Source organism: Superficieibacter sp. HKU1 (genome assembly GCF_029319185.1).
GTDB lineage: Bacteria > Pseudomonadota > Gammaproteobacteria > Enterobacterales > Enterobacteriaceae > Superficieibacter.
On the sequence record NZ_CP119754.1, the window covers coordinates 234,344 to 259,089 of the forward strand.

Sequence of the window (24,746 nt, forward strand, 5' to 3'; positions counted from 1 at the left end):
TTTTTTCCCGTGAATCATCGCATAGTGAAAAGCACTATCGGCATTCCGTGCCGGTAGTGCTGTGGTACTTTCATAACAGATCAGGCGCGGCGTTTGGTGGCAGAGTCCATCCAGACAGCCAGCAGCAGAATCGCTCCCTTAACGATATACTGCCAGAACGTCGGCACGTCCATCATACTCATCCCGTTATCCAGCGATGCCATGATAAATGCACCCATAACCGCACCTGCTACGCTGCCGATACCGCCCGCCAGGCTGGTGCCGCCGATCACACAGGCGGCGATGGCATCCAGTTCGGCAATGTTCCCGGCGGAGGGAGAGCCTGCGCCTAAACGAGAGCTGAGGATCAGCCCGGCAACCGCCACCATTAAACCGTTGATGGCAAACACGACCAGTTTTGTGCGCTCAACGTTAATACCGGAAAGGCGCGCGGCTTCAAGGTTGCCGCCAATGGCGTAAATTCGACGACCAAAAGCGGTGCGTGTCGCCATAAACATACCCGCCAGCAGTAAAAACGCCAGTACCAGCACGGGCGTTGGAACGCCGCGATAATCATTCAGTAGCCAGATTGCACCAAGGATAATTACTGCGGTGATCGCCTGTTTACCGACAACACCACTGGAGGCAGATGTGCTCAACCCCAGCGCCTGACGGCGCATCCGCCCGCGCCACTGCCAGGCAATGAATGCCATTAGTCCCAGCAGGCCAATGGTAAAGCCGACGCCGCCGGGCAGGTAGCTCTGGCCGATCTGCGACATGGAGGCGCTGGTCGGCGATACGGTGGTGCCGTTAGTGATGCCAATCAGGATGCCGCGAAACGCCAGCATCCCGGCGAGGGTAACAATAAACGACGGGACTTTGCGGTAAGCGACCCACCAACCGTTCCAGGCACCCAGCAGCAGGCCGAGCGCCAGCGTGACGACAATGGTCAGCGGTAGCGGCCAGCCGAGCCAGACGTCAAAAATGGTCGCCGCGCCGCCGAGTAACCCCATCATCGAGCCAACCGAAAGGTCAATTTCGGCCGAGATGATGACAAAGACCATCCCGACCGCCAGGATGCCGGTGATGGCCGTCTGGCGCAGCAGGTTAGAGATATTACGCGCGCTCAGGTAAGCGCCATCGGTAGTCCAGGTGAAAAAGAGCATGATGGCCACGATGGCGGCGATCATCACGAAGACCTGCAGGTTCAGGGATTTCAGGCCCGAAAAGGGACCGGGCGTCGGGACAGCGAGTTTCATTTCAGACGGATTGCTTTTCGACATGACGTTCACTCCTCAATGCGGCTTCCATCACCTGCTCCTGCGTCAGGTTATGATTCACTAAATCGGCTTTCAGCTTCCCTTCATGCATTACCAGTACCCGATCGCTCAGGCCCAGCACTTCCGGCAGCTCAGATGAAATGACGATGACGGCGATGCCCTGCTGCACAAGCTGATTAATGAGCTTATAAATCTCGTATTTCGCGCCGATATCAATGCCACGCGTCGGCTCGTCCAGAATAAGAATGCGCGGATTAAGCAGCAGACAACGGGCCAGAATCGCCTTTTGCTGGTTGCCGCCGCTCAGTCGACCAATCGCCAGGTCCGGCGAAGAGGTTTTGACTTTCAGCCGCTGGATCGATTGTAAAATGCAGTGCTGTTCTGCCGCGTCGTTCAGCGCGCTTGCGGGACCGGTAAACTGATCAAGTGCGGCGAGGGTAATGTTTTTGCCCACTGCCATTACCGGCACAATGCCGTCTTTTTTTCTGTCTTCAGGCACCATGGCGATACCGTGCGCCATCGCCTGCTGGCAGTTGCGAATGTGTACCGGCTGGCCGTCGATGAAAACCTGGCCTTCCCAGCGTCCGCGCCAGACGCCAAACAGGCACTGAACGGCTTCCGTGCGCCCTGCGCCAACCAGCCCGGCAATACCAAGGATTTCGCCGCGTTTCAGGGAGAAGGAGATATCGTTAACCCGTTTAATATGGCGATTAACCGGATGCCAGGCGGTCAGGTGCTCCACGCGCAGGATTTCTTCGCCAGTGGTATGAGGTTCATTGGGATAGAGCGCGGTCAATTCGCGGCCAACCATCATGGTGATGATATCATCCTCGCTCATGCCTGCCGCATCGCGGGTGCCAATATGTTGGCCGTCACGGATCACGCAGATGGTGTCTGAGATGGCCTTCACTTCGTTGAGCTTGTGGGAAATATAAATGCAGGCGATATCGTGCTGTTGCAGATCGCGAATAATATCCAGCAGCACCGCCGTTTCCTGTTCCGTCAGCGAGGCCGTCGGTTCGTCCAGAATAAGTAGCCGCACCTGTTTATTCAGCGCCTTGGCAATTTCGACCAGCTGCTGCTGACCAAGGCCTAAATCTCCCACGCGAGTATTCGGTGAAATTGACAGGCTGACCTGGGCGAGAAGCTTTTCGCAGCGCAGGGTCATACTGTCGTAATCCATGACGCCGTGGCGGGTAATTTCTGCGCCGAGGAAAATATTTTCCAGCACGGTCAGGTCTTTTACCAGCGCCAGTTCCTGATGAATGATGGCGATACCCCGGCGCTCCGTGTCGCGAATATGACTGGCCTGTAAGGGTTCCCCGGCAAAAATAATGTCGCCGTCGTAGCTGCCGTAGGGGTAAATGCCACATAACACTTTCATTAATGTGGATTTACCGGAGCCGTTTTCACCGCACAGCGACACGACTTCGCCTGAGTTTAATCTCAGGCTAACATTATCTACAGCCTTCACAGCGCCGAAAGCTTTGGTAATGTTTTTCATCTCCAGTAAATAAGGCATAACTGCTCCGCGTAGCCAATGAAATAACAGAGTCTGGCAAAACGAGAGCCAGTGCCCTCGCGAAGAGGGCATCAGGCGTTACAGGTCGGTTTTTTTGTGGAAACCGTCTTTAATGACGGTGTCATCAATATTGCTCTTATTCACTTCAATAGGGGTCAGCAGGCGTGCCGGAACATCTTTCAAACCGTTGTTCAGGGTAGAGTCCGCTTTCGGTTGCTGGCCATTCCCCAGCTCAACGGCGATTTCAGCGGCGGTGTTCGCCAAAAGGGTAATCGGCTTGTAGACGGTCATTGTCTGCGTCCCTGCGATAATGCGCTTTATCCCGGCAAGGTCGGCGTCCTGACCAGAGATGGAGACTTTACCTGCCAGCCCCTGCGCATCAAGCGCCTGAATTGCTCCTCCGGCGGTCGCGTCGTTAGAGGCCACCACCGCATCGATTTTGTTGTTATTCGCCGTTAATGCGTTTTCCATAATCTTGAGGGCATTTTCCGGCAGCCAGCCATCAACCCACTGATCGCCCACCACCTTTATTTTCCCCTGATCAATATAGGGTTTTAATACTTTCATCTGGCCAGCGCGGAACAGTTTTGCATTATTATCAACCGGTGAGTCACCCATCAGGAAGTAATTCCCCTGTGGCGTTTTATTTACCAGGCTTTGCGCCTGCATTTCGCCGACTTTTTCGTTATCAAAAGAGATATAAAAATCGATGTCCGCATTGTTAATCATGCGGTCATAGGCCAGCACTTTAATACCTTCCTGCTTCGCTTCTTTTACAACGTTGCTCAGCACTTGTCCGTTGTAAGGAATAATGACCAGCACGTCGACACCGCGATTGATCATATTTTCAATTTGCGACATCTGGGTTTCTTCGTTGCCATTCGCTGACTGAACAAATACTTTTGCGCCTAACGACTCTGCTTTTTTAACAAAAATATCGCGATCTTTCTGCCAGCGCTCCAGGCGTAGATCGTCAATGGCCATACCGATTTTAATCTCTTTTGCATGAATCGCACCGCTTGCCAGTAGCAGTGAGGCGCAGAGCGTGAGACACAGGTTCTTTATTTTCATAATCGTGATGCCTTTTTGTAGGGTTAGGGTGGTGATATCAACGATAAAAGAAAAATTTACGGCTTAACACGCTGCAAATTTTTAACAGGTATACCGAAACTGGCAATTACAGATTTTTATCTTTGCATTACGATATTTCGTTTATTTTCTAATTTATGACCGGGATCGGACTTTTATTGGTTGTTAGCAGACTTTTGCAATGTTGACCGGAAGGACCCTCGTAAAAAAGAACCGGTGCATTTTTGCGAGCCAGCGCACGTTTGTGCATTCTCTTAATAGCAGTGTGAAATAACGTAATTGAGCAAGACGAGATGACGTTCCAGTATTACGGCTGAATCGACTACCCGCCGCGTCTCTGAATATGGAGTTCATTATGCAAGCTTATTTTGACCAACTGGATCGCGTTCGTTACGAAGGACCCACATCAAAAAATCCTCTGGCGTTCCGCCACTACAACCCGGATGAACTGGTGCTGGGTAAACGCATGGAGGATCACCTGCGCTTCGCCGCCTGCTACTGGCATACTTTCTGCTGGAACGGCGCGGACATGTTCGGGGTGGGGTCCTTCGATCGTCCATGGCAGAAGCCAGGCGAGGCGCTGGAACTGGCAAAACGTAAAGCTGATGTCGCGTTTGAATTTTTCCATAAGCTCAATGTGCCGTACTACTGCTTTCACGATGTGGATGTTTCGCCGGAAGGTGGCTCGCTGAAAGAATATCTGCGTAATTTTGCCGAAATGATGGATTACCTGGGCGAAAAACAACAGCAAAGCGGCGTGAAGTTGCTGTGGGGGACAGCCAACTGCTTTACCCACCCACGTTATGGTGCAGGCGCAGCCACTAACCCGGATCCAGAGGTCTTCAGTTGGGCGGCCACTCAGGTGGTGACGGCAATGAATGCCACGCACAAGTTGGGCGGTGAAAACTACGTTCTGTGGGGCGGTCGTGAAGGGTATGAAACCCTGCTGAATACCGATCTGCGTCAGGAGCGTGAACAAATCGGCCGCTTTATGCAGATGGTCGTGGATCATAAACATAAAATTGGTTTCCAGGGCACATTGTTGATCGAACCAAAACCGCAGGAGCCAACGAAGCACCAGTACGACTATGACGTGGCAACCGTCTACGGTTTCCTCAGGCAGTTTGGTCTGGAAAAAGAGATCAAAGTGAACATTGAAGCTAACCATGCCACGCTGGCGGGCCACTCTTTCCATCATGAAATTGCGTCAGCGATTGCACTGGGGATCTTTGGTTCCGTCGATGCTAACCGTGGCGATCCGCAGCTTGGCTGGGATACCGATCAGTTCCCGAACAGCGTGGAAGAGAATGCGCTGGTGATGTATGAAATCCTCAAAGCGGGTGGTTTAACGACGGGTGGCCTGAACTTTGACGCCAAAGTGCGTCGCCAGAGTACAGATAAATATGACCTTTTTTACGGGCATATTGGTGCGATGGATACCATGGCAATGGCGCTGAAAATCGCAGCGCAAATGGTTGAAGATGGCGAGCTGGATCGGCGAGTGGCGAAACGCTACAGCGGCTGGAACGGCGAACTGGGTCAGCAGATCCTCAAAGGTCAGCTAAGTCTTGCCGACATTGCAAAATACGCTGAGCAGCACAACCTGGCTCCGCAGCATCAAAGCGGTCATCAGGAACTGCTGGAGAATGTGGTTAACGGCTATCTTTTCAACAAATAAGCGGTTTGGCCCGGTATGCCGGGCCATTATTAGCAGATAAGGAGTGGTCACTATGTATATCGGGATAGATCTGGGAACCTCCGGCGTAAAAGCCATCTTGCTGGACGAACAGGGAAATGTCGTGGCGTCTCAGACAGAGAAACTGACCGTTTCACGCCTGCATCCTTTATGGTCGGAGCAGGATCCTGAGCACTGGTGGCTGGCGACGGATCGCGCCATAAAAGCGTTAGGCGCGCAGCATTCCTTGCGTGCTGTAAAGGCAATCGGTATCGCCGGGCAAATGCACGGCGCGACGCTGCTCGATCATCAACAGCGCGTGCTGCGCCCGGCAATCCTGTGGAATGATGGCCGCTGCGGCGAGGAGTGCGCCATGCTGGAGGCGAAGGTGCCTGAGTCCCGCGCGATTACTGGCAACCTGATGATGCCGGGGTTTACGGCACCCAAACTCCTGTGGGTGCAGCGCCATGAACCCGACGTTTTTCGCCAGATTGACAAGGTACTGCTACCCAAAGATTATCTGCGTCTGCGTCTGCGCATGACGGGCGAGTTTGCCAGCGATATGTCAGATGCCGCGGGTACGATGTGGATGGATGTGAAAAAGCGTGACTGGAGCGATGAAATGCTTGCAGCCTGCCAGCTCACCCGCGCGCAGATGCCCGCGCTCTTTGAAGGAAGTGAAATTACCGGCAGTTTGTTGCCAGACGTTGCGGATGCGTGGAATATGTCCGCCGTGCCGGTGGTCGCTGGCGGCGGTGACAATGCCGCGGGGGCGGTTGGCGTCGGTATGGCGGACGTCGGCCAGGCGATGCTTTCGCTGGGTACCTCCGGCGTCTATTTTGCCGTCAGTAACGGATTTTTAAGTAAGCCGGAAAGTGCAGTGCACAGTTTCTGCCATGCGCTACCAGCACGCTGGCATTTAATGTCCGTGATGCTTAGTGCGGCATCCTGCCTCGACTGGGCGGCGAAACTTACCGGGCTGAATTCGGTGCCTGCGCTGATCGCCGCGGCACAGGAAGCAGATGAAAATGCAGGCGCTGTCTGGTTCCTGCCCTATCTCTCTGGCGAACGGACGCCGCACAATAATCCGCAGGCAAAAGGCGTCTTTTTTGGTCTGACCCATCAGCATGGACCGGCTGAACTGGCCTGTTCGGTGCTGGAAGGGGTTGGATATGCGCTGGCGGACGGTATTGATGCGGTTCATGCCTGCGGTGTGACACCTGAAAGTATCACCCTGATTGGCGGCGGTGCGCGTAGCGCCTGGTGGCGTCAGATGCTGGCCAATATTACGGGTCATCAGATGGATTATCGCACCGGCGGCGACGTTGGTCCCGCGCTGGGCGCAGCCAGGCTGGCTCAGCTGGCGATGAATCCGGAGCGTCCGCTATCCGAACTTCTGCCACAACTGCCGCTTGAACAAACGCATCTGCCTGATGCCGCTCGTCACGCCCGCTATGGCGAACGACGTGAAACCTTCCACCAGATCTACCAGCAACTGCTGCCGCTGATGTCCTGATCCCCATCCCTCCTTGCCTGCAAGTGAGGGATTATTTTAATGGATACACGGACTTATATTATTAGTTAGCGATATGAATTTATTCTGAATTGCTGATTCATTCTCTCTTCAGTTAAGTATCTGAGCGCTGCTCTGCTCCATAATGCTTTTTCCTCGGAGTAGGAAAAGGGGCTACAGATGGGTAATACAAGTGGGGTGTTATATACTCGCGCAGCAAAAATCGCTTTGCCGGTAGGGATTCTGGTTTATGCAACGGGATTATGGCCTATTTGCACAACGTTGAGTGAAAAGGGGTATTACATCGCATTGTTAGCGTTGGGCCTGTTTTCTGCTGTGGTTTACGTGCATCTAAGACGCCATCATTGCTTCAGTGCGTTGATGAAGATGTGGTGTCAACTGATGCTACTGATTTCGATGGGGCTACTTGCCGTTGGACTGTGGAATGAGCCCATCACGCTAAGTCAGCGAATTATCTACTTTGTCGCCTGGGTTATCAGCCTGATTGCCATGACGGTTTGTTTAAAGGCAAGGTACATCGCAGATCCTGAGCAGCGGTAAAATCAAATTTAAGGATGACCTAAAAAGAAGGATTTTTATGATGGAAAGAAAAGTCGTTGTCTCACCAGCGTTTAACCTGGTGTCATGGATCGCGCTCGTCGCTGGAATTGTGGTTTATCTGCTGGGTCTGTGGAACGCAGAAATGCAACTCAATGAGAAAGGCTACTATTTTGCCGTACTGGTGCTGGGGCTGTTCTCCGCGATGTCTTATCAAAAGACCGTCCGCGATCGGCTGGAAAATATTCCGACAACGCCGCTGTATTACATCGCGTGTCTGGCAACGTTTATTATCGCCGTGGGCCTGCTGGTGGTCGGACTGTGGAATGCAACCCTGCTGATGAGCGAAAAAGGTTTCTACGCCCTCGCTTTCTTCTTAAGCCTGTTTGGCATTGTGGCGGTACAGAAAAACGTCCGTGACGGCTGGGATCGCAGCGCAGAGCTTTCTGGTGAACCCTTACAGGAGAGTGGCGAGTAGCATTTTGTGCCGGGGAACACCCCGGCATCTCACATGCCTGCTAACTCACCAGCCTGCGCGTATCCAGATGCTGAAGCAGCATAGACAGCAGCAGGCTACCCGCCACCGTCGCGCTAAAGATCCAAAGAATGTCCAGCAGCGGCCAGCGAGTCAGCTCCACGCCGTTAGTGCGTAACGCATGGATTATGAGCGCATGAAAACCATAAATCCCCAGAGAATAACGCGAAATAATACTCAGTCCGGGCAAGGTGCGCGCGTTAAGCGTATTTTTCACCAGCGTCAGCAGTGATACCGCGCAGAGAAAGACCGCTGGACCACAGTAGAGGTACCACGTATCGGCAAAACTGCCGCGCCATTTCAGCTCATGCAGCGTGCCGCGTGAAATTACATAGACTGCCATGATGAACAGCGCCGCGCACAGCACGGTAAGCGACTTCTTATTAGTGTCGAGCATGCCGATAGCGCGCCCGAGCATGCCGTACAGGACATAATAAAATGTGTCGCCGCTGATATAGAGATTCACCGGGAGCCATTCAACGCTGCCAATCTTTTGCGAGACGGTATTTGGATTCGCGACGACGCCAATCACCACGATCAGCGCCAGCAGCATTTTACCGCTGACATTTTTTACCTGGATTAAAGGTGACACCAGGTAGATCACGATAATGGCGAAGAAAAACCACAGATGATAAAAAACAGGTTTTTGCAGCAAATAGCGCAGTGAGAGTTCACCGTTTATCGACGTAAAGCCCCAGATATAGAGCAGGGCGACGGCGCTATAAAACAGCAGACAGAGTACGATACGCAGGAAGTGGCGCGGCTGAGCGCTACGCTCGCCAAAAAAGAGATAGCCCGAAATCATAAAAAACAGCGGTACGCTCACCCGCGAGGCGGAATTGAGGACGTTAGCAATATTCCAGTCTATATGGCCGATGACGGTCGGGTTGGTAATGTACCAGGTGGTAGTATGGATCATCACCACCATCAGGCACGCAATCCCTCGCAAATTCTCTATCCAGTGTATTTTTGACGACATCAGTCTCCTGCTTTCCTCTTTTACCGGGGTTTTCTTCCTATTTTGCTTGAGATTCTGATTAGATAATTCTGAATTTACGGACGGCAGCTTGTACAAGCCATTTGCCATTATCAACATCTGCAGGTAGAAATATCCTATACAACTATCACCATTAAAAATAACAGGTAATTAACGAGGCGCGGGAAAATGACCTTAAAAAAGCTAATGCCTGTCATATTCATGCTGCTGGCAGGCTGCCAGAGTGCGCCAGAAACGGTGCAAAAAGCGCAGAAAGCGAAAGTAGGACCGGCGCGCTCGCTGGATATGGAGACGCTATGTAAGGGGCAGGCGGCCTGGCGTTACAATACGGGCGCGCAAAAAATAAACGTTATTGGCTTTGAGCAATTTCAGGGAAGTTATGAGATGCGCGGTTATACTGCACGAAAAGAGGGTTTTATCTGCTCATTTGATGCAGATGGCCAGTTTTTACACCTTTCTATGCGCTAACAGGCCAATTTTCCCCATTCTACCCGCTTTCGTACTGTATATCTTGCAGTCAGCGGGTATACTGGTCGCTTCCTTTAAATCCACACGTATCCAGCACGAAATACTATGCAAAAGTTTGATACCAGGACCTTCCAGGGCCTGATCCTGACCTTACAGGATTACTGGGCTCGCCAGGGCTGCACCATCGTTCAACCACTGGACATGGAAGTCGGCGCGGGAACTTCTCACCCGATGACCAGCCTGCGCGCGCTGGGGCCAGAGCCCATGGCAACCGCTTATGTTCAGCCTTCTCGTCGTCCAACCGACGGTCGCTATGGCGAAAACCCGAACCGTTTACAGCACTACTATCAGTTCCAGGTGGTGATTAAGCCCTCTCCGGACAATATCCAGGAGCTGTATCTCGGATCGCTAAAAGAGCTGGGCATGGACCCGACTATTCACGACATTCGCTTCGTCGAAGACAACTGGGAAAACCCGACGCTGGGCGCCTGGGGTCTCGGCTGGGAAGTGTGGCTGAACGGCATGGAAGTCACGCAATTTACCTACTTCCAGCAGGTCGGTGGCCTGGAATGTAAACCGGTAACCGGGGAAATCACCTACGGTCTGGAACGTCTGGCGATGTACATTCAGGGCGTGGACAGCGTTTACGACCTGGTCTGGAGCGACGGCCCGCTGGGTAAAACCACTTATGGCGACGTGTTCCATCAGAACGAAGTGGAGCAATCCACCTACAACTTCGAATACGCCGATGTGGACTTCCTGTTCACCTGCTTCGAACAGTATGAGAAAGAAGCACAGCAGTTGCTGGCGCTGGAAAACCCGCTGCCGCTGCCTGCTTATGAACGTATTCTGAAGGCCGCCCACAGCTTCAACCTGCTGGATGCGCGTAAAGCCATCTCCGTTACCGAGCGTCAGCGCTATATCCTGCGCATTCGCACCCTGACCAAAGCGGTAGCTGAAGCTTACTATGCTTCCCGTGAAGCCCTCGGCTTCCCGATGTGCAACAAGAATAACTAAGAGGCGGCCATGTCTGAAAAAACTTTTCTGGTGGAAATCGGCACTGAAGAGCTGCCACCAAAAGCCCTGCGCAGCCTGGCGGAATCTTTTGCTGCGAATGTTACGTCTGAGCTGGATAACGCTGGCCTCGCGCATGGCAACGTTGAATGGTTTGCTGCCCCGCGCCGTCTGGCGCTGAAAGTCGCGAATCTTGCTGAGTCTCAGGCCGATCGCGAAGTTGAAAAACGCGGTCCGGCAATTTCCCAGGCGTTTGACGCTGAAGGCAAGCCGAGCAAAGCGGCGGAAGGCTGGGCGCGGGGCTGCGGGATCACCGTAGACCAGGCCGAGCGTCTGACCACCGATAAAGGCGAGTGGCTGCTGTATCGCGCGCATGTTAAAGGCAAAAGCGCAGAGACGCTGCTGCCGAACATGATTGCTACCTCACTGGCGAAGCTGCCGATCCCGAAACTGATGCGCTGGGGCGCGTCTGACGTCCACTTCGTGCGCCCGGTTCACACCGTGACGCTGCTGCTGGGCGACAAAGTGATCCCGGCAACGATTCTGGGTATTCAGTCCGATCGCGTGATTCGCGGTCACCGCTTTATGGGCGAGCCGGAATTCACCATCGACAATGCCGACCAGTATCCGCAAATCCTGCTGGAGCGCGGGAAAGTGATTGCTGATTACGAACTGCGTAAAGCCAAAATTAAAGCCGATGCTGAAGAAGCAGCACGTCACATTGGCGGTAATGCAGATCTGAGCGAAAGCCTGCTGGAAGAAGTCACCTCGCTGGTGGAATGGCCGGTGGTACTGACCGCAAAATTCGAAGAGAAATTCCTCGCGGTGCCGGCGGAAGCGCTGGTCTACACGATGAAAGGCGACCAGAAGTATTTCCCGGTTTATGCCGATGACGGCAAACTGCTGCCGAACTTTATCTTCGTCGCTAATATCGAGTCGAAAGATCCGATTCAGATTATCTCCGGTAACGAGAAAGTGGTGCGTCCGCGTCTGGCGGATGCTGAGTTCTTCTTCAACACCGACCGTAAAAAACGTCTGGAAGATCATCTGCCGCGTCTGCAAACCGTACTGTTCCAGCAGCAGCTGGGCACCCTGCGCGACAAGACCGACCGGATTCAGGCGCTGGCGGGCTGGATCGCTGAACAAATCGGTGCCGATGTTAACCACGCGACCCGCGCGGGCCTGCTGTCCAAGTGCGACCTGATGACCAACATGGTCTTCGAGTTCACCGACACTCAGGGCGTAATGGGGATGCACTACGCACGTCATGATGGCGAAGCGGAAGACGTGGCCGTTGCCCTCAATGAACAGTATCAGCCGCGTTTCGCCGGTGATGCGCTGCCATCTAACCTGGTGGCGTGTTCTGTGGCGATTGCCGATAAGATGGATACCCTGGCGGGGATCTTTGGTATCGGCCAGCATCCGAAAGGCGACAAAGATCCGTTTGCGCTGCGTCGTGCCGCACTGGGCGTATTGCGCATCATCGTTGAGAAGAACCTGAATCTCGATCTGCAAACGCTGACTGAAGAAGCGGTGCGTCTGTACGGCGACAAGCTAACCAACGCGAAAGTCGTTGATGAAGTCATCGATTTCATGCTCGGTCGCTTCCGCGCCTGGTATCAGGACGAAGGCTACACCGTCGACACCATTCAGGCGGTGCTGGCTCGTCGTCCGACCCGTCCGGCGGATTTCGATGCCCGTATGAAGGCGGTCTCGCACTTCCGTACGCTGGAAGAAGCGGCGGCGCTGGCGGCAGCGAATAAGCGTGTCTCCAACATTCTGGCGAAAGCTACCGAGCCGCTGAACGATATCGTTCACGCTTCTGTGTTAAAAGAAGCGGCGGAGATCAAGCTGGCGGGTCATCTGGTGGTGCTGCGCGATAAGCTACAACCGTACTTCGCTGCTGGTCGTTATCAGGAAGCGCTGATCGAACTGGCGTCCCTGCGCGAGCCGGTGGATGAGTTCTTCGAGCAGGTGATGGTCAATGCGGAAGAGAAAGATGTCCGTCTGAACCGTCTGACGCTGCTGTCGAAGCTGCGCGAGCTGTTCCTGCAGGTGGCGGATATTTCGCTGCTGCAGTAAGAATAAAAGACCCGCAGAAATGCGGGTTTTTTATAGTTAGTTATCCCGAAGAGAAAGACGTAAATTTATGGATGAATTTATATTAAAACTCATTGCCTTCTACCAGCGTGTCATCTCTCCCCGTAAAGGCTATCGCTGCGCTTATGGCGTTCTGCATCACACCCACGGCTGTTCCGGCGCGGTAAAACACATTATTCAGCAGAAGGGTATTATTGCGGGCTGGCACGATATTCGTCAGCGCTTTACTGATTGTCATGAGGCGGCGCAAACGCTACGTGCGAGGCGTTTATCTGAAGACGAAGATGAAAGCGAGCGTAAGAATAAACGTCGCGAACGGGCTGAATGGTGCTGCGATATCGGGACAACGCCCGCGGATTGCGTGCCGTCAGAGTGCCCGGATGTTTCCTGCCCGGAAATCCCGTTTCCCGATGTCAGCTGTCCCTGCGATTGCTCATGGTCTGGCGTTTTGCTCAGGCGGAAAAAAAGATAAAAAAAATCCCCGCCGGAGCGAGGATTCGAATTCTGAGCTGTTTAAGCTTACAGGCTGGTTACGTTGCCAGCTGCCGGGCCTTTAGCGCCGCTTTCGATGGTGAAGGACACTTTCTGACCTTCGTCCAGAGATTTGTAACCCTGGTTCTGGATAGCAGAGAAGTGTACGAACACGTCTTTTGAGCCATCGTCAGGAGTGATGAAACCAAAGCCTTTATCAGCGTTGAACCATTTTACGATACCAGTCATTTTACCGGACATAGCAATTACCTTTAAAAAATATGTGAGTGCCTTTCGGCAATATGGCGTGCATTACAGATTTTGAAGCGTTAAAGGAAAAGCTCTCAACGAAGGGTATCAAATGGATTACTCTTGAAGGACACTGCTTAACTAAACTGCTTTATGGTCTGTATATCAAACCGTCGAGTGCATTAACGCATTTACGACGGCCAAAAGCAAACTTTATTTTTAACTGAATACAATTTCTGAGATGCCGCACCGGAAACGGTCCTGTATCAGGACCGTTAAAACTGAAGGATTATTCCATTAACTCTTTACTTAACTTAGGGTTAGCCTGAATCAGGCGCATCAACTTGAGTTCGGTAGCTGATGGTTTAACCCGTTTTGATTCCCATTCCTGCACCGTTGAGACCGTTACGCCAATGGCTCTGGCAAAATCATCGAGTTTCAGTCCTGTACCTTTGCGTAATTGTTCTATCTCAGTGGTCGCTTTCGGCTTCTGGGGTAGGGTGATTTGTTGTTTTACATCTTTAAAAACAATAAGTTCCAGATTGTTCATCAATTCGATCATAGGATCTTTATAGTCCATTGAGTACCCCCCGTACACACAGCGTGATCGTGAATAATGTCGAGCTTTTTAAGAATAGTCGGTAAATTCACGATAGATACTTACCTGGATGACTATTTGCTGGTTATTTTTCCAGGTCCCATCGGTAATCGGTTCACGACGGAGGGCAACCTGCTGATAGATCACTCAATCTGCGGGTATAGACGTATATTGTCATCAGATAGCGATTTTTCAGCTTACGCTGCATGAAAAGGTATCCTGCAAAGCCGTCCTGGACTATCCTTGTCAGCGTCAGACACGCTGGTGTCGGTGTGCACTTTTTTAGGGTGAAAGGAGTATAAAAATGGCGACAGGAAAGTCCTGCTCTCGCTGGTTCGCGTCTGTGATGGCGTTATTAATGGTAGTTAGCCTGAGTGGGTGTTTTGATAAAGAGGGCGATCAGCGCAAGGCGTTCATCGATTTCCTGCAAAATACGGTAATGCGAAGCGGTGAACATCTGCCAGCATTGACCTCCGATCAGAAAAAACAGTTTGGTCCTTTGGTGACCGACTACGCGATCCTCTATGGCTATTCACAGCAGGTGAACCAGGCGATGGATGAGGGTCTGCGCCCGGTTGTCGATAGCGTAAACGCGATCCGTGTGCCGCAGGACTATATGACGCAGCGCGAGCCGCTGCGTCAGGCTAATGGTTCGTTGGGCGTGCTGAGTCAGCAACTGCAAAATGCCAAAATGCAGGCGGATGCCGCGCACTCGGCGCTGAAACAGGCCGACGATCTTAAGCCGGTGTTTGACCAGGCTTATGAGAAAATCGTAACGCGTCCGGCGGATGCGCTGCAGCCGTTAATTCCCGCTGCGCAGATCTTTACCCAGCAACTGGTGCAGGTGGGTGATTTTGTTGCCCAGCAGGGCACCCAGGTTGGTTTTGCCGCGAATGGTGTTCAGTTCCCGACCTCGCAGCAGGCCAGCCAGTATAACGCTCTGATTGGGCCGCTGGCGTCTCAGCATCAGGCCTTCACTCAGGCGTGGAACGCCGCGGTGAGCGCCACGCAGTAAGCTTCAAACCTCATCCTGCGCTGGCGGGATGAGGTTCGCCTTTCACGCCCGCCTTTAGCCGACCACTTTCGGATTCACGCAGTTTTTATCCACTTTGCCGTTCAGCGCGTCGATCAGGTTATCCACCGCACAGGCCGCCATGTTGTAGCGCGTTTCATGCGTGGCGGAACCGATATGCGGTAGCGCGACCACGTTTGGCAGCGACAGCAGGGGCGAGTCTTTCGGTAGCGGCTCCTGCTCAAACACGTCCAGGCCTGCGGCATGGATCTGGCCGGTTTTTAGCGCCTCAATCAGCGCAACCTCGTCAACGACCGGCCCGCGTCCGGCATTGATGAAAACGGCAGAGTTTTTCATCTTCGCAAATTGTTCTGCGCCAATCAGATGGTGAGTTTCCTCGGTCAGCGGCAGCACCAGGCAGACAAAATCCGCTTCCTCTAACAGAGTATCCAGATCGCAGTAGCGCGCATTGAAGCGTTCTTCTGCTTCAGAATGATGACGACGGGCGTTATACAGAATCGGCATGCCGAAGCCAAAGTGCGCCCGCTGCGCCAGCGCCAGACCAATGCGGCCCATCCCGACGATGCCCAGCGTTTTATGGTGAACATCAATGCCAAACCAGTCCGGACCGATGCCTTTGGTCCATTCTCCCGCCTTCACACGTTCCGCCACTTCCACCACGCGACGGGCGCTGCTCAGTACCAGCGCCATCATGGTATCGGCCACGGTTTCAGTGAGCACGGTTGGCGTATGCATCAGCGCAATTTTACGTTCGTTCAGCGCGTCGACGTCAAAGTTGTCATACCCGACGGAGATGGTAGAGGTGGCGCGCAGTTTGGGCATTTTTTCCAGTAGCGCGGTATCCACCGTTTCGCTGGAGCCGAGCAGCCCTTCCGCGCTGGCGAAAGTGTCGGCGTGCTGTTCGACGGTCTCCGGCTTCAGGTTAGCCACCTGAGTTACGGTAAAATGTTCTTCCAGTTTTTGATACAGATTGTCAGGCAATGCTTTGTAGAGAATAACGGACGGCTTCATGAGATCTCCGTAATTGTAGGTTCAGGCGTGGCGTGCGCCTGTCGGAATCTGTTGATTATTCGCAGGCTTAACAATCAAAGTAAGCCACACTGAGGCAAAAAGTGCTACCCCCATAAATATATACGACGCTGAAGGCGAGCCAGTAGAGCCGTTCAGATAACCGACAAACCACGAGCCGAAAAAGGAGCCGAGTGCGCCCATGCTGTTGATCAGCGCCATCGCGCCGCCTGCCACGTTACGCGGCAGCATCTCCGGAATAATGGCGAAAAACGGACCATAGGGGGCATACATCGCGGCACCGGCAATCACCAGCAGCGTATAGGATACCCAGAAGTGATTTGCGCCTACCGCCCACGAACCGATAAAGGCGAAAGCGGCAATCAATAATAACGGCCAGACAAACAGTTTGCGGTTTTGCAGTTTATCCGACGCCCATGAGGCGACGATCATGGCAATAGTAGCCGCCAGATAAGGCACCGATGACAGCCAGCCCACTTCAACCATCCCCAGATTGGCACCGGCGCTGTGAATAATGGACGGCAGCCACAGTACGAAACCATACACGCCGATGCTCCAGGCAAAATACTGCATACAGAGTAAGATCACGTTGCGCGAACGGAACGCCTCGCCGTAGTTACGCACGGCTTTAATGCCCTGCTGCTCTTTCTCCAGTTGCGCCTGCAACGCGGCTTTCTCATCTTCGGCCAGCCAGTTCACCTGCGCCGGTTTATCTTTTACCAGCACCCACCAGCAGAAGGCCCAGATAATGGCCGGAACGCCTTCGATGATAAACATCTCGCGCCAGCCCAGCGCCTGAATCAGGTAGCCGGATACTACCGACATCCACAGCACGGTCACCGGGTTACCAAGGATCAAAAACGTATTGGCACGTGAGCGCTCGGATTTGGTAAACCAGTTGCTGATATAAATCAGCATTGCCGGCATTACCGCCGCTTCCACAACGCCGAGAATAAAGCGGATAGCCGCCAGCATCGGGATATTGGTGACCATCCCGGTTAATGACGCGCAGGCACCCCAGAGGATCAGGCAGACAAAAATCAGTTTGCGGACGCTACGGCGCTCGGCATACACCGCCCCGGGGATCTGGAAGAAAAAATAGCCGAGGAAAAACAGCGCGCCCAGCAGGGAGGAGATCCCTTTGGTGATACCTAAATCATCGTTAATGCCCGCGGCGGAGGCGAAACTGAAGTTCGCGCGATCGAGGTACGCCAGGCTGTAGGTAATAAACACGATGGGCATGATATACCACCAGCGTTTTGTTGCATTTGTTGCGCTTTTCATAGGCCAGCCTCTGATAATGAGAGAGTCGCTGCCTCTGACGGTAGGGTACAGAGGCATAATTGCTACTGATTAAGTTGTTCTCTTGTCGGCAATCCTTCGCTGTCGCCCTGAACCTGAATGGCCAGTGCGCCAATTTTATTACCCCGTGTTACCGCCTGCTCCAGCGTTTCCCCTTCCAGCAGGGCGCTGATAACGCCAACGGCAAAACCATCACCTGCGCCCACGGTATCCACGACGTGCTCAACCCTGACGGGCGGGACGCAGCCCTGACGGCCATCGGCGGATTTGAACCACGCTCCGTCAGCGCCGGTTTTAATCACTACGGCCTTCACGCCTTTATTGAGATAAAAATCCGCGATCGCCTGTGGATCGGAGTGCCCGGTCAGGATCATGCCTTCCTTCAGGCCCGGCAAAACCCAGTCGGCCTGAAAGGCGAGATGATTCAGCTTCTCCACCATCTCCGCCTCGCTGTTCCACAGCACCGGACGCAAATTGGGATCGAATGACAGGGTTTTGCCCTGTGCTTTCATCATCCGCGCGGCGTGATCGAGCAGCTCATACGAACTGGCAGACAGAGCCGCCGCAACGCCGCTGAGATGCAAATGTCGGGCAGAAGAAAAATGGCCCGGATGATAATCGTCCAGCGAAAGATGGCTGGCAGCGGAATTTTTACGGAAATACTCCACGATGGGATCGGTTCCATTTTCGGCTTTAGATTTCAACTGAAAACCGGTCGCGAAACGAGCGTCAAGCGTCACGCCGTCAGTATTAATCCCTTCCTTTTTCAGTCCGTTGAGCACGAAATGGCCGAAACTGTCATTGCCGACGCGGCTGACCCAGCTCACCTTCAGACCCAGCCGGGCCAGCCCGGTCGCCACATTCAGCTCGGCACCAGCAACACGTTTCATAAAGCGTTCGACGTCGCTGAGATCGCCGGTTTCAGTGGCGACAAACATCGCCATCGCTTCGCCAATGGTAATAACGTCCAGGGGGGTATTCATGTTTACTCCTCGCGTAACAGGTCGACATAGCGACGCGTGACCGCCGTCAGATTGCTGCCTTCCAGCGGAAACTCAATACCGCGCGGCACATCGACCGGCAGCGACCGCAGCAGATCCTGCCAGCGTGAACCGCCTTCCTCTGGCGCGATGGCGCGGTAGCTGCCCTGATGCGGCGTTGCGGCTTTAACGTGGATGTAGCTGACAAACGGGGCCAGATGACGCGCCGCCTGTTCTGGCGAATTCTCCACCCACAGCCAGTTGCCCATATCAAACGTCAGCATGACGGGCAGTTCATGCACCTGGCAGGCGGCGCTAAAGCGCTGCATCGGTGGAAGCTGGCCGCACGCGGTCTGATCGTTTTCGACGAGCAGGCGAGTGCCGCTCGTCGCCAGCCAGTCGCGCAGGGTTTGCAGCGTCCGGGTGTCAGTGAAATGACCGAGCGACACTTTCAGCCAGAGCGCATTCAGCGTACGCGCTTCGCGCAACAGTTCAGGTAATCGTGGGTTAAGCGTACCGTCGGCCAGATACAGCGGCTCGGGGGCCGAATAACAGGCCAGCAGCTGATGTTCCGTGATGGCCACGCCGAGCGCGGCCAGATCGGCCTGCTCCTGTTCATTGAACATTTCACGGCGGATCTCAACGCCATCGGCGCCGGCAGCGGCAATGACGGACAGCATCGCGCGTTGACCGCCCGCCTGACGAACCTGGTCATGGCCGTAGGCGGCAGTGACGACAAAGATTTTCCGGTTCATGGTTAACTCCAGTGCAACATAATATCTATTACGCTAGATGGAACCGGTTCCAAAGAAAAGGACGCGATGGCGAAATTATGATCGCCATCACGAAGACAGATTAACGGGAGGTGGAACCACGAACGATCAGTTCGCCGGAGAAAACCTGCTCGCGTATGGTATCGGCATCGCCCTCAATACGGCGCACGACCTGTTCAACCGCGGCAAAACCGATCTGCCAGGTAGGTTGTTTGAGAGTGGTAATGCCGACGCCCGCCAGCTCAGCCCATTCAAGCTCGTCAAAGCCCAGCAGCCCGATGTCGCTGCCCCAGTGCAGGCCGATACGCCGCAGCGAGCGGGCGACCTGTAACGTAAGTGCACCGTTGGCGGAGATGACCGCTTTGCGCATCCCCCGATGGCGGGCGTGGAACTGACGCAGCGCGTTATCCATCAGCGCTGCATCGGTAAGTGATACTTCGCTGTTTTCTGCGATGAGACCCGGATAGCGCGCCAGCGTCGCCCGAAAGGCGCTTAACCGCTCGCGGCGGGTATTGACGGTGCCAAGCGGTTCGCTAAGAAACAGCAGGGCTTCAAAGCCCTGATCGATCAGGTGTTCGGTGGCGGTGGTAGCAGCCTGCGTGTTATCAAGGCCGACCACATCGCAGGCGAAATCGGGGATTTTGCGATCGATAAGCACCATCGGCAGCGCCGACTGTTGCAGGCGGTTTAACCCTTCTTCCCGCATCCCGACGGCATTAACGACAATGCCTTCCACCTGATAGCTGCGCAGTAAATCGAGGTAGTGCAGCTCCTGATCCAGCTCGTTATTGGTATTACAGACCAGGGGCGTAAACCCCTTTTCGCGGCAGGCAGCTTCGATACCGCTCAGTACATCTACGGAGTAGGGATTGGTGATATCGGCGATGATCAGCCCAATCAGGCGCGTGCGCCCGCGTTTCAGGCCACGGGCCATCAGGCTCGGACGATAGTCGAGTTCAGCGATCGCGTTTTCAATACGCGCCAGCAGCGCGTCGGAGAGAAGATGCTTTTCACCGTTGAGGTAGCGTGAAATGCTGGTTTTCCCGGTTTTGGCCGCTCTGGCGACGTCGCTTATTGTGGGGCGCGTTGCTTTGGTCATAGCTGATTCCCTTGCCTGAAGTGAGAACACCTTAACGCGAAAACAGGCGATGGCAAGCGCTTCATGTGGGGGAAAGCATTGCAGGCCGGGCAAGGCGCAGCCGCCTCCCGGCATTATCGCGTACCAATGCGGGCGTCCTGCCCGGTGGCGCTGCGCTTACCGGGCCTACGATCGGGTATTGGGAATAGGGCCAATGCGCCGCCGCCGCCCGGCATGATTACTGGAGCGGGCTCAGCGTAATTTCTACGCGACGGTTCTGCGCTTTGCCTTCTTCGGTGCTGTTGCTGGCCACCGGATTGGCCGGGCCCATACCGGAGGTACGAATGCGGCTGGCGTCCACGCCCTGCGTGATGAGCGAGCTGCCCACGGAATCAGCACGCTGTTTTGACAGGCGCATATTCAGATCCTGACCACCCGTGCTGTCGGTATAGCCCACAATATTAACGGCGGTTTTCGGATACTCTTTCAGCACCATTGCCACGCCGGTCAGGGTATTGGCCCCGGCAGGTTTCAGGGTTGCGCTGCTGCTGTCGAAAGTGACATTGCTTGGCATATTTAACGTAATGTTATCGCCATTTCGCGTCACGCTTACGCCGGTTCCCTGCATTTTCTCACGCAGTTTCGCTTCCTGAACGTCCATATAATAGCCAACGCCGCCCCCCAGCGCTGCACCTGCGGCAGCACCAATCAATGCACCTTTACCGCGATCTTTTTTCGATGAGGAAAGTGCGCCGATACCTGCGCCAACCAGAGTACCTACACCCGCACCAACGCCGGATTTGCCCGCTTCACGTTCGCCAGTATAAGGGTTAGTCGTACAGCCAGAAACGGCCAGCGTGCCACTGACCAGGGCAGCGATAACCAATACGCGTTTTTTCATCTTATTTCCTTAATCCTTTTTATTCTTTGCCTCAGCAGGCGTGACGGTTGATTATGGCGTGAGAATATGGAAAAAATTCCGGGGACAACTCCGAATTTTGTAAACAACATTGAACGGCGACAAACGCCGTCACACCTGCATCGACGACTCAGGAGCGCGTTTTGGCAATCCCATCAGCGAAAAAAACGGTACTTACGGCAGCCCACTGGGGGCCTATGCTGGTCGAGACCGATGGCGAAACGGTGTTTTCTTCCCGTGGCGCACTCTCCACCCCTTTTGAAAACTCGTTACAAACTGCCGTGCGCGACCAGGTGCACAGTAAAACGCGGGTACGCTTCCCCATGGTGCGCAAAGGCTTTCTGACCTCGCCGGATAGCCCTCAGGGCGTGCGTGGGCAGGATGAATTTGTCCGCGTGAGCTGGGACGAGGCGCTGGATCTGATCCATACGCAGCATCGGCGCATCCGGGACAGTTACGGTCCGGCCTCCATTTTCGCCGGTTCTTACGGCTGGCGCTCAAACGGCGTACTGCACAAAGCGGCAACGCTGCTTCAGCGTTATATGAGTCTGGCGGGCGGCTATACCGGGCATCTGGGCGACTACTCTACCGGCGCAGCACAGGCGATCATGCCTTACGTGGTCGGCGGTAATGAAGTCTACCAGCAGCAGACCAGCTGGCCGCTGGTGCTTGAACACAGCGAGGTGGTAGTGCTGTGGAGCGCCAACCCGCTGAATACGCTCAAAATCGCATGGAACGCCTCGGATGAGCAGGGTATTCCCTATTTTGACGCGCTGCGCAAAAGCGGTAAGCGGCTGATCTGTATTGATCCGATGCGATCGGAAACGGTGGATTTCCTCGGCGGCAGCGCTGAGTGGATCGCGCCTCATATGGGGACGGACGTGGCATTAATGCTCGGCATTGCGCATACGCTGGTTGAAAACGGCTGGCACGACAACGACTTCCTTGACCGCTGCACCGAAGGCTACGCTATTTTTGCCGCTTATCTGACGGGCGAGCGCGACGGCACGGCGAAAACCGCTGAATGGGCGGCGGAGATTTGCGGCATTCCGGCGGCGAAAATCCGCGAACTGGCACATTTATTCCATCATCACACCACGATGTTAATGGGTGGCTGGGGGATGCAGCGCCAGCAGTTTGGTGAACAAAAACACTGGATGCTGGTGACGCTCGCCGCCATGCTGGGGCAGATCGGCACGCCGGGCGGCGGGTTTGGTCTTTCATACCATTTTGCCAACGGCGGCAACCCGACGCGGCGCGCGGCGGTGCTGGCATCAATGCAGGGCAGTGTACAGGGCGGCACCGATGCGGTAGATAAAATCCCGGTGGCGCGGATTGTCGAGGCGCTGGAAAACCCCGGTGCGCCGTACCAGCATAACGGGATGGATCGCCATTTTCCGGATATTCGTTTTGTCTGGTGGGCAGGCGGTGCCAACTTTACCCATCATCAGGATACCAACCGTTTAATTCGCGCCTGGCAAAAGCCGGAACTGGTGGTGATTTCTGAATGCTACTGGACGGCGGCGGCCAAACATGCCGATATCGTCCTGCCTGCCACCACCTCGTTTGAGCGTAACGATCTGACCATGACCGGCGACTACAGTAATCAGCATCTGGTGCCGATGAAACAAGTGGTGACGCCGCGAGATGACGCCCGCGATGACTATGAGGTGTTTGCCGATCTCAGCGAGCGTTGGGAAGAGGGCGGACGCAAGCGTTTTACTGAAGGAAAAAGCCATCTTCAGTGGCTGGAGACCTTCTATGACATCGCCGCGCAGCGAGGCGCCAGCCAGCAGGTGGCGCTGCCGCCGTTTGCCGAATTCTGGCAGGCTAATCAGCTGATTGAGATGCCGGAGAGCGAGCAAAATGCGCAGTTTGTCCGTTTTGCTGACTTTCGGCGCGATCCGCAGGCATACCCGTTAAAAACGGCCAGCGGGAAAATTGAAATCTATTCCGCACGCATTGCCAGTTTTCACTACGCCGACTGTCCGCCGCATCCGATGTGGCTGGAGCCAGATGAGTGGCACGGCAATGCCAGGCCTGAGCAGTTACAGGTGCTGTCGGCGCACCCGGCGCACCGTTTGCACAGTCAGTTGAGCTACTCGCGGCTTCGCGAACAGTATGCCGTTGCCGGTCGTGAGCCGATTACGCTGCATCCCCAGGACGCCGCCGCGCGCGGTATTCAGGAGGGAGACGTGGTACGGGTATGGAATCAGCGCGGACAGGTGCTGGCGGGCGCGGTGATCACCGATGGCATCCGGCCCGGCGTGCTTTGCATCCATGAGGGCGGCTGGCCGGGTCTCGATCCGCAAGCAGGTGGGATCTGTAAAAACGGCGCGGTAAACGTACTGACCAAAGATCTCCCCAGCTCGCGTCTGGGGAATGGCTGCGCGGGTAACACGGCGCTGGCATGGGTCGAAAAATATACCGGCCCGCTGCTTACGCTGACGGCGTTTGATCCACCGACCAGCTCATGATCCACGTCGGGTGCTGAGTTTCCTCCTGCCAGGCGCTGTCCTCAATGCGAAAGCCCTGAGCATGGTAAAAATTCACCGCCCGCATATTTTTCTGATAAACCTCAAGACTCAGTATCGGAAAGCGCTGTTGCACGTGGTGCAGTAGCGCTCTTCCAATGCCTCTGCCAATCAGCGCCGGGGCGACAAACAGCGCGCCGACAAACCGCTGGTCCATTACGCTGACAAAACCACCCGGAATGCCTTTTTCCTCCCACACCCAGGTTTGCGCAGCGGGTAAATAGACGTCGCGAACGATAGCTTCGCTTTCATACCAGTAGCGTTCGTTGATAAACGGATGACCGTAGCGGGTACTTTCCAGCCACAAATTCAACAGCGTAGTGGTATCTTTATTATGCCAGGCGCGGATCATGCTGGCCTCCCGGATGACAAAAGCAGCCTGTGATATGGTCGTTCACCAGCCCGCAGGCCTGCATAAACGAATAGCAAATCGTGGTGCCGACAAACTTAAAGCCGCGTTTTTTTAACGCTTTTGCCAGCGCATCGGAGGCAGGGGTAGAAACAGGAATGTCGCCGGGAGTAGCGGCGTGGCGGATTTGCGGCTGATGATCGACGAATGACCAGACGAATTCCGCAAACGGCTCACCTTTCTTTTCCATTTCAAGATACGCCCGCGCGTTGGCGATAATGGCCTCGATTTTTCCGCGATGGCGGATGATCCCGGCATCCAGCATCAGCCTTTCAACGTCCGACTCCTGCATGGCGGCGATGCGCTCAGGCTCGAAGTGATAAAAATTCTGGCGATAATTTTCCCGCTTTTTCAGGACCGTGATCCATGACAGACCGGCCTGTTGTCCTTCCAGACAGATCATTTCAAACAGTTTTTTACCGTCGGTTTGCGGTATGCCCCATTCACTATCGTGATAGGCGATGTAAAGCGGATCCTGACTTACCCAACCGCAACGTTGCATGGTCTTCTCCCTTCGCATTTTTTACAAAAATATATCAGCCAGCGGGCTTGACGTGTCTGTTAAAAAGACAATATTTAATACAGGGTTAAGCCCATCATCCTTCAAGTTGCAGATCTGTGGTCGCGTTCGTTCAACTCGA

24 protein-coding genes are annotated in these 24,746 nt (G+C 54.4%); 10 read left to right on the top strand and 14 right to left on the bottom strand.

Features of this window, described 5'->3' with window-relative positions:
• Nucleotides 1-80: 80 nt before the first annotated feature.
• The 3 genes from P0H77_RS01150 to xylF all read right to left on the bottom strand — a co-directional run bounded on the left by P0H77_RS01150 (nucleotide 81) and on the right by xylF (nucleotide 3,852).
• A complete protein-coding gene (locus tag P0H77_RS01150) occupies nucleotides 81-1,262 on the bottom strand; it encodes a sugar ABC transporter permease (protein ID WP_276161242.1) in 1,182 nt (393 codons plus the stop codon).
• Nucleotides 1,240-2,781: a xylose ABC transporter ATP-binding protein gene (locus P0H77_RS01155; protein ID WP_276161246.1), complete on the bottom strand. Its 1,542-nt coding sequence runs from the start codon at nucleotides 2,779-2,781 to the stop codon at nucleotides 1,240-1,242. Before P0H77_RS01155 ends, P0H77_RS01150 begins: the two co-directional genes overlap by 23 nt.
• A 78-nt stretch (nucleotides 2,782-2,859) precedes the next feature.
• A complete protein-coding gene (gene xylF / locus P0H77_RS01160) occupies nucleotides 2,860-3,852 on the bottom strand; it encodes a D-xylose ABC transporter substrate-binding protein (RefSeq protein ID WP_276161248.1) in 993 nt (330 codons plus the stop codon).
• Between the two features lie 373 nt (nucleotides 3,853-4,225).
• Here xylF and xylA point away from each other — a divergent pair, with 373 nt between their 5' ends.
• The 4 genes from xylA to yiaA all read left to right on the top strand — a co-directional run bounded on the left by xylA (nucleotide 4,226) and on the right by yiaA (nucleotide 8,094).
• On the top strand, nucleotides 4,226-5,548 hold the full coding sequence (xylA, locus tag P0H77_RS01165) for a xylose isomerase (protein WP_276161253.1): 1,323 nt from the start codon (nucleotides 4,226-4,228) through the stop codon (nucleotides 5,546-5,548).
• A 52-nt stretch (nucleotides 5,549-5,600) separates the two neighbouring features.
• Nucleotides 5,601-7,061: a xylulokinase gene (gene xylB, locus P0H77_RS01170; RefSeq protein WP_276161255.1), complete on the top strand. Its 1,461-nt coding sequence runs from the start codon at nucleotides 5,601-5,603 to the stop codon at nucleotides 7,059-7,061.
• Nucleotides 7,062-7,238: 177 nt separating this feature from the next.
• The gene (locus P0H77_RS01175; protein ID WP_276161260.1) at nucleotides 7,239-7,619 is read left to right on the top strand and encodes a YiaA/YiaB family inner membrane protein; all 381 of its coding nucleotides are present in this window, start codon (nucleotides 7,239-7,241) and stop codon (nucleotides 7,617-7,619) included.
• Nucleotides 7,620-7,656: 37 nt separating this feature from the next.
• Nucleotides 7,657-8,094, top strand: coding sequence for an inner membrane protein YiaA (yiaA, locus tag P0H77_RS01180; RefSeq protein WP_276161262.1), 438 nt, complete (start codon nucleotides 7,657-7,659; stop codon nucleotides 8,092-8,094).
• Nucleotides 8,095-8,134: 40 nt separating this feature from the next.
• On the opposite strand, the gene P0H77_RS01185 is transcribed toward yiaA, so the two are convergent.
• Nucleotides 8,135-9,130 carry an acyltransferase gene (locus tag P0H77_RS01185; protein WP_276161263.1) on the bottom strand — a complete coding sequence of 332 codons (996 nt, stop codon included), beginning with the start codon at nucleotides 9,128-9,130 and terminating at the stop codon, nucleotides 8,135-8,137.
• 186 nt (nucleotides 9,131-9,316) lie between these two features.
• Between P0H77_RS01185 and P0H77_RS01190 the strand changes: the two genes are divergently transcribed.
• The 4 genes from P0H77_RS01190 (at nucleotide 9,317) to yidD (ending at nucleotide 13,202) form a co-directional block, all read left to right on the top strand.
• Nucleotides 9,317-9,616, top strand: coding sequence for a YsaB family lipoprotein (locus tag P0H77_RS01190; RefSeq protein WP_276161264.1), 300 nt, complete (start codon nucleotides 9,317-9,319; stop codon nucleotides 9,614-9,616).
• Nucleotides 9,617-9,721: 105 nt separating this feature from the next.
• Nucleotides 9,722-10,633 (top strand): glycine--tRNA ligase subunit alpha, encoded by a 912-nt coding sequence (glyQ, locus tag P0H77_RS01195; protein ID WP_276161268.1) that lies wholly within the window; start codon nucleotides 9,722-9,724, stop codon nucleotides 10,631-10,633.
• Between the two features lie 9 nt (nucleotides 10,634-10,642).
• Entirely contained in the window at nucleotides 10,643-12,712 is a 2,070-nt protein-coding gene (glyS, locus tag P0H77_RS01200) for a glycine--tRNA ligase subunit beta (RefSeq protein ID WP_276161271.1), read from the top strand.
• A gap of 67 nt (nucleotides 12,713-12,779) precedes the next feature.
• On the top strand, nucleotides 12,780-13,202 hold the full coding sequence (gene yidD / locus P0H77_RS01205) for a membrane protein insertion efficiency factor YidD (RefSeq protein WP_276161274.1): 423 nt from the start codon (nucleotides 12,780-12,782) through the stop codon (nucleotides 13,200-13,202).
• Between the two features lie 47 nt (nucleotides 13,203-13,249).
• Here the strand turns inward: yidD and cspA are convergent, their stop codons facing one another.
• Together cspA and P0H77_RS01215 are read right to left on the bottom strand one after the other, a co-directional pair.
• Nucleotides 13,250-13,462, bottom strand: a complete 213-nt coding sequence (gene cspA / locus P0H77_RS01210; protein ID WP_049839272.1) for an RNA chaperone/antiterminator CspA — start codon at nucleotides 13,460-13,462, stop codon at nucleotides 13,250-13,252.
• Between the two features lie 277 nt (nucleotides 13,463-13,739).
• Nucleotides 13,740-14,030: an HTH-type transcriptional regulator gene (locus P0H77_RS01215; protein ID WP_276161278.1), complete on the bottom strand. Its 291-nt coding sequence runs from the start codon at nucleotides 14,028-14,030 to the stop codon at nucleotides 13,740-13,742.
• Between the two features lie 322 nt (nucleotides 14,031-14,352).
• Here P0H77_RS01215 and P0H77_RS01220 point away from each other — a divergent pair, with 322 nt between their 5' ends.
• On the top strand, nucleotides 14,353-15,063 hold the full coding sequence (locus P0H77_RS01220) for a DUF3053 domain-containing protein (protein WP_276161281.1): 711 nt from the start codon (nucleotides 14,353-14,355) through the stop codon (nucleotides 15,061-15,063).
• A gap of 54 nt (nucleotides 15,064-15,117) precedes the next feature.
• Here P0H77_RS01220 and ghrB read toward each other — a convergent pair whose 3' ends face one another.
• The 6 genes from ghrB to P0H77_RS01250 all read right to left on the bottom strand — a co-directional run bounded on the left by ghrB (nucleotide 15,118) and on the right by P0H77_RS01250 (nucleotide 21,144).
• Nucleotides 15,118-16,092: a glyoxylate/hydroxypyruvate reductase GhrB gene (gene ghrB / locus P0H77_RS01225; RefSeq protein WP_276161286.1), complete on the bottom strand. Its 975-nt coding sequence runs from the start codon at nucleotides 16,090-16,092 to the stop codon at nucleotides 15,118-15,120.
• Between the two features lie 21 nt (nucleotides 16,093-16,113).
• On the bottom strand, nucleotides 16,114-17,394 hold the full coding sequence (locus P0H77_RS01230; protein WP_276161288.1) for an MFS transporter: 1,281 nt from the start codon (nucleotides 17,392-17,394) through the stop codon (nucleotides 16,114-16,116).
• A gap of 62 nt (nucleotides 17,395-17,456) precedes the next feature.
• Nucleotides 17,457-18,395, bottom strand: a complete 939-nt coding sequence (locus P0H77_RS01235) for a sugar kinase (protein WP_276161290.1) — start codon at nucleotides 18,393-18,395, stop codon at nucleotides 17,457-17,459.
• Between the two features lie 2 nt (nucleotides 18,396-18,397).
• Nucleotides 18,398-19,147, bottom strand: coding sequence for a sugar phosphate isomerase/epimerase (locus tag P0H77_RS01240; protein WP_276161294.1), 750 nt, complete (start codon nucleotides 19,145-19,147; stop codon nucleotides 18,398-18,400).
• A 100-nt stretch (nucleotides 19,148-19,247) separates the two neighbouring features.
• Nucleotides 19,248-20,264 (bottom strand): LacI family DNA-binding transcriptional regulator, encoded by a 1,017-nt coding sequence (locus P0H77_RS01245; RefSeq protein WP_194207508.1) that lies wholly within the window; start codon nucleotides 20,262-20,264, stop codon nucleotides 19,248-19,250.
• 217 nt (nucleotides 20,265-20,481) lie between these two features.
• Nucleotides 20,482-21,144 carry an OmpA family lipoprotein gene (locus P0H77_RS01250; protein ID WP_194207507.1) on the bottom strand — a complete coding sequence of 221 codons (663 nt, stop codon included), beginning with the start codon at nucleotides 21,142-21,144 and terminating at the stop codon, nucleotides 20,482-20,484.
• A 161-nt stretch (nucleotides 21,145-21,305) separates the two neighbouring features.
• Between P0H77_RS01250 and P0H77_RS01255 the strand changes: the two genes are divergently transcribed.
• Complete coding sequence (locus P0H77_RS01255) at nucleotides 21,306-23,639, top strand: molybdopterin guanine dinucleotide-containing S/N-oxide reductase (RefSeq protein WP_276161305.1); 2,334 nt, start codon at nucleotides 21,306-21,308, stop codon at nucleotides 23,637-23,639.
• Here P0H77_RS01255 and P0H77_RS01260 read toward each other — a convergent pair.
• Both P0H77_RS01260 and tag read right to left on the bottom strand, forming a co-directional pair.
• Nucleotides 23,602-24,048 (bottom strand): N-acetyltransferase, encoded by a 447-nt coding sequence (locus P0H77_RS01260; protein WP_276161309.1) that lies wholly within the window; start codon nucleotides 24,046-24,048, stop codon nucleotides 23,602-23,604. The genes P0H77_RS01255 and P0H77_RS01260 overlap by 38 nt on opposite strands.
• Entirely contained in the window at nucleotides 24,029-24,607 is a 579-nt protein-coding gene (tag, locus tag P0H77_RS01265) for a DNA-3-methyladenine glycosylase I (protein ID WP_276161315.1), read from the bottom strand. The genes P0H77_RS01260 and tag overlap by 20 nt, the downstream gene beginning before the upstream one ends.
• Nucleotides 24,608-24,746 lie beyond the last annotated feature (139 nt).